5 protein-coding genes are annotated in these 4,246 nt (G+C 71.6%); all 5 read left to right on the top strand.

What is annotated here, in order from left to right; genetic code table 11:
• Positions 1 to 259: 259 nt before the first annotated feature.
• The 5 genes from ACYVE9_RS17545 to ACYVE9_RS17525 are packed head-to-tail and all read left to right on the top strand — an operon-like array spanning position 260 to position 4,178.
• Complete coding sequence (locus ACYVE9_RS17545) at positions 260 to 718, top strand: roadblock/LC7 domain-containing protein (RefSeq protein ID WP_461028819.1); 459 nt, start codon at positions 260 to 262, stop codon at positions 716 to 718.
• Positions 715 to 1,071, top strand: a complete 357-nt coding sequence (locus ACYVE9_RS17540) for a DUF742 domain-containing protein (protein ID WP_461028818.1) — start codon at positions 715 to 717, stop codon at positions 1,069 to 1,071. The genes ACYVE9_RS17545 and ACYVE9_RS17540 overlap by 4 nt, the downstream gene beginning before the upstream one ends.
• Entirely contained in the window at positions 1,052 to 1,660 is a 609-nt protein-coding gene (locus ACYVE9_RS17535) for a GTP-binding protein (protein ID WP_461028817.1), read from the top strand. The genes ACYVE9_RS17540 and ACYVE9_RS17535 overlap by 20 nt, the downstream gene beginning before the upstream one ends.
• A 23-nt stretch (positions 1,661 to 1,683) precedes the next feature.
• On the top strand, positions 1,684 to 2,937 hold the full coding sequence (locus ACYVE9_RS17530) for a cytochrome P450 (protein WP_461028820.1): 1,254 nt from the start codon (positions 1,684 to 1,686) through the stop codon (positions 2,935 to 2,937).
• The gene (locus ACYVE9_RS17525; protein ID WP_461028816.1) at positions 2,934 to 4,178 is read left to right on the top strand and encodes a cytochrome P450 family protein; all 1,245 of its coding nucleotides are present in this window, start codon (positions 2,934 to 2,936) and stop codon (positions 4,176 to 4,178) included. Before ACYVE9_RS17530 ends, ACYVE9_RS17525 begins: the two co-directional genes overlap by 4 nt.
• The last annotated feature ends 68 nt before the right edge of the window (positions 4,179 to 4,246 follow it).

The raw sequence follows: 4,246 nt of genomic DNA, 5'->3' as shown, positions 1-4,246 counted from the left end.
CCACGAAGGGCGGACGCAGCGCGGCCGACTCGGCCGCCCGCTTCGGCACCTTCCGCCGGGCCCTCAAGGGCGGGCAACCCGCCGGTGAGGGCGGGCAACCCGCCGCCGCCGAAAGCCCGGCGCGCACACCGCACGCACCAGGCCCGTCTGGCCCGTCAGACCCCGCAGGTTCAGCAGACGCAAGAGACCGCTCAGGTCTCGCAGATCCCGCAGTACCCGCCACTGAACCGGCTTCTTCTCAACCGGAGGACGACACCCGATGACTGCACCATCCCCACGGGCACCGCACCACCTGCCCGGCACGGGTACGGCCGCCGAGCTCGACTGGCTGCTGGAGAGTCTGCTGGAGCGGACCGCCGGAGCCCGGCACGCACTGGTGCTCTCCCGGGACGGCCTGAAGCTCTGCCACACCCCCGAACTGTCGGTGGACCAGGCCGACCAGCTCGCCGCGATCGCCGCGGGCATCCAGAGCCTGTCCCAGGGCGCGTCGGTGGAGTTCGGCGACGGCACCGGCGGCGTCCGCCAGGCCATGACGGAGTTCTACGGCGGCATCCTGTTCATCGTGGAGGCGGGTGAGGGCGCGCACCTGGCCGTCATCGCCGACGAGGACGCCGACGTCGGGCTGATCGGGCACAACATGAACGAGCTCGTCGAGCAGTTGGGTGAGCACCTCAGCACGCCGCCGCGGGAGTCGGGCGACGGCGGCGAGCAGGCATGATCCGGCCGGGCCGGGACGAGGACCCCGACCGGCTGTACACGCTCACCGGAGGCCGCAGCCGGTCCGACTCGGCGGCCTTCGACCTCGTGACGCTGGTGGTCAGCGAGTGCGAGCCGACGCCGGGCATGCAGTCCGAGCACGCCGCGATCCTGCGGATGTGCCGTACCCCGGCCGCGGTGGTCGAGATCGCGGCGGACCTGCGGCTGCCGGTGAGCATCGTGCGCATCCTGCTGTCGGACCTCCAGGCCACCGGACACATCACCGCCCGGCACCCGCGCACCGCGGGCACCGCGGCACAACTACCCGACCCCACCATCCTGGAGCAGGTGCTCGTTGGACTCCGCAACCTCTGAACCAGCAGTCCGTCCTCCGCTGAGCAGCACCGCCGACAACGGGCTGAAGATCGTCGTGGTCGGCGGCTTCGGGGTGGGCAAGACGACCATGGTCCGCTCGGTCAGCGAGATCCGTCCGCTGAACACCGAGGAGACGATGACGCAGGCCGGCCAGGGCATCGACGACCTGGCCGCGGTGCGGACGAAGACGTCCACCACCGTCGCCTTCGACTTCGGCCGGATCAGCCTCAACGACGAGACCGTGCTGTACCTGTTCGGCGCGCCCGGCCAGGAGCGGTTCTGGTTCCTCTGGGACCGGCTGTTCGCCGGGACGCTGGGCGCGGTGGTGCTCGTCGACACCCGCCGCCTCGCCGACTCCTGGTACGCCATCGACCGGCTGGAACAGCTCGGCACGCCGTTCATCGTGGCGCGCAACGACTTCGGCGGGCCCGCCCACACGGCCGAGCAGGTCAGGGAGGCGCTCGACCTGTCCGACGACGTCCCGCTGATCGACTGCGACGCCCGTTCCCGCACGTCCAGCAAGGACGTGCTCATCACCCTGGTCGAGCACCTGCACGCCCTGTCCTCCGCCCGGGAGACCACACCGTGACGACGCCCTCCCCCTCCTCCGCCATGTCCCCGCCGCCGGGCTGCCCGGCGCACGGGAACGCCGTGCCGCTGTGGGGTCCGCGGTTCCTCATCGACCCCTCCCACCTGTACCGGGAGATGCGGCGCGAACACGGCCCGGTGGTCCCGGTGACGCTGCCGGGGGACGTGCCGGCCTGGCTGGTGATCGACTACCGGGAACTGCACCAGGTCACCGGTGATCCCGAACTGTTCAGCCGGGACTCGGAGCTGTGGAACCAGTGGGACCGCATTCCCGCCGACTGGCCGCTGCTGCCGATGATCGGACGCAAGCAGCCGTCGATCCTCTACACCGTCGGGGAGGTGCACCAGCGCCGGCACGCGATGGTCAGCGAGGCGCTCGACGGGGTGGACAGCATCGAACTGCGGCGCCACTGCGAGCGGTTCGCCGACGGCCTGATCGACCGGTTCTGCGGCACCGGCGAGGCCGAGCTGATCGGCGAGTACGCGATGCTGCTGCCGATCCTCGTCCTGGCACGGCTCTACGGCTTTCCCGACGCGGAGGGGCCGGGGCTCGCCAAGGCGCTCAACGACATCATCGACGGGGGCGCCGACGCGCTCCAGGGGCAGATGCACCTGGGTGGCTCCATGCAGCGCCTGGTAGCCGCCAAGGGCGCACAGCCCGGCGCCGACGTGGTGTCCCGCATGCTCGCGGCGAACACCGGGTTCTCCGGTGAGGAGATCCTCCAGGACCTGATGGTGATGTCGGCTGCCGGCCACCAGCCGACGGCCGACTGGATCGGCAACTCGCTGCGGCTGATGCTGGTCGACGACCGGTTCGCCGCCTCCATGTCGGGCGGCCGGCACAGCATCGCCGAAGCCATGAACGAGGTGCTGTGGGAGGACACGCCCACACAGAACGTCGCCGGCCGGTGGGCCTCCCGAGACACGCAGTTGGGCGGCCGGCACGTGCGCCGGGGCGACCTGCTGCTGCTCGGGCTGGCCGGTGCCAACGCCGACCCGCAGATCCACCAGGACCGGGCCGCCCACGGCGGTTTCACCGGCGGTAACAGTGCGTTCTTCTCCTTCGGCCACGGTGAGCACCGCTGCCCGTTCCCGGCGCAGGAGATCGCCGAGACCATCGCGCGCACCGGTATCGAAGTGCTGCTCGACCGGCTTCCCGACATCGATCTCGCCGTGCCCGCAGCCGAGTTGGCACGCCGGCCCTCGCCGTGGCTGCGCGGGATGTCGGCGCTGCCCGTCCACTTCACCCCGACCCCCGCCTCTGGAGGCGTCAGATGACCTGCCCCGCCCATCCCGGTGAACGCATCGTGCTCGACCCTCTGGTCGGCGATCTCGCCGCGGAGGGAGCCGCGTTGCGGGCGGCGGGGCCGATCGCCCGGGTGGAGCTGCCGGGCGGTGTGGAGGTGTGGGCCGTCACCCACCACGCCGAGGCGCGTCAACTCATGACCGACACGCGGCTGGTGAAGGACATCCAGGTGTGGGGGGCGTACCGGCGCGGTGAGATACCCGCCGACTGGCCGCTGATCGGCCTGGCCGACCCCGGTCGCAGCATGCTCACCGTGGACGGCGCCGAGCACCGGCGGCTGCGCACCAAGGTGGCGCAGGCGCTCACGCCGCGCCGCGTCGAACGCCTGCGGCCCGGCATCGAGGCCATCACCGGCCGGCTGCTCGACGCACTGGCGGCACGGGACGCGGACACCCCCGTCGACCTGAAGGCCGGCTTCGCCTATCCGCTGCCGATGGGCGTCATCAGCGAGCTGATGGGCATCGACTCGGTCGACCTGCCCCGCCTTCAGGAGCTGTACGACAAGGTGTTCAGCACCCAGACCCCGCCGCACGAGGTGCTGGGCGTGCTCGGCGAACTGGCTGAGCTGTTCGGCAGGGTGGTCGAGGAGAAGAAGCGGTCGCCCGGTGACGACCTGACCAGCGCGCTGATCCTCGCCGACGAGGGCGGGGAGCCGCTCACCGACGAGGAGCTGGTGAACACCCTCCAGCTGATGATCGCCGCCGGCCACGAGACGACCATCAGCCTCATCGTCAACGCCGTCCGGGCCCTGCTGACGCACCCCGACCAGCTGAAGCTGGTGCTCGACGGCGAGGTGTCGTGGGGCGCGGTCGTCGAGGAGACCCTGCGCTTCGACACCCCCACCTCGCACGTGCTGATCCGGTTCGCCACCGAGGACATCCAGGTCGGCGACGCCGTCATCCCGCAGGGCGACGCGCTGATCACCTCGTACGTGGCCATCGGGCGCGACGAGACGCAGCACGGGCCGACGGCCGGCGCGTTCGACGTCACCCGCTCCCCGGTACGGCACATGTCCTTCGGGCACGGCCCGCACGTCTGCCCGGGTGCGCCGCTGTCCCGTCTGGAGGCCGGCATCGCGCTGCCGGCCCTCTTCGAGCGGTTCCCGCGCATGGCGCTCGCGGTTCCGGACGCCGAGCTGCGCAACAAGCCGTCGCTCACCCAGAACGACCTCTACGATCTGCCGGTCCTGCTGAACGGTCCCGCCGCGGGCTGACGGGGCCCCGCACGACGCGGGCTCCCGCCGGCTCATCGGCCGGCGCGGTACCGTCCGGGACCGGACGG

Source organism: Streptomyces sparsus, assembly GCF_054776295.1.
Note: the sequence above shows the minus strand (reverse complement) of the source record. Positions and strands in the feature narration are given on the sequence as shown.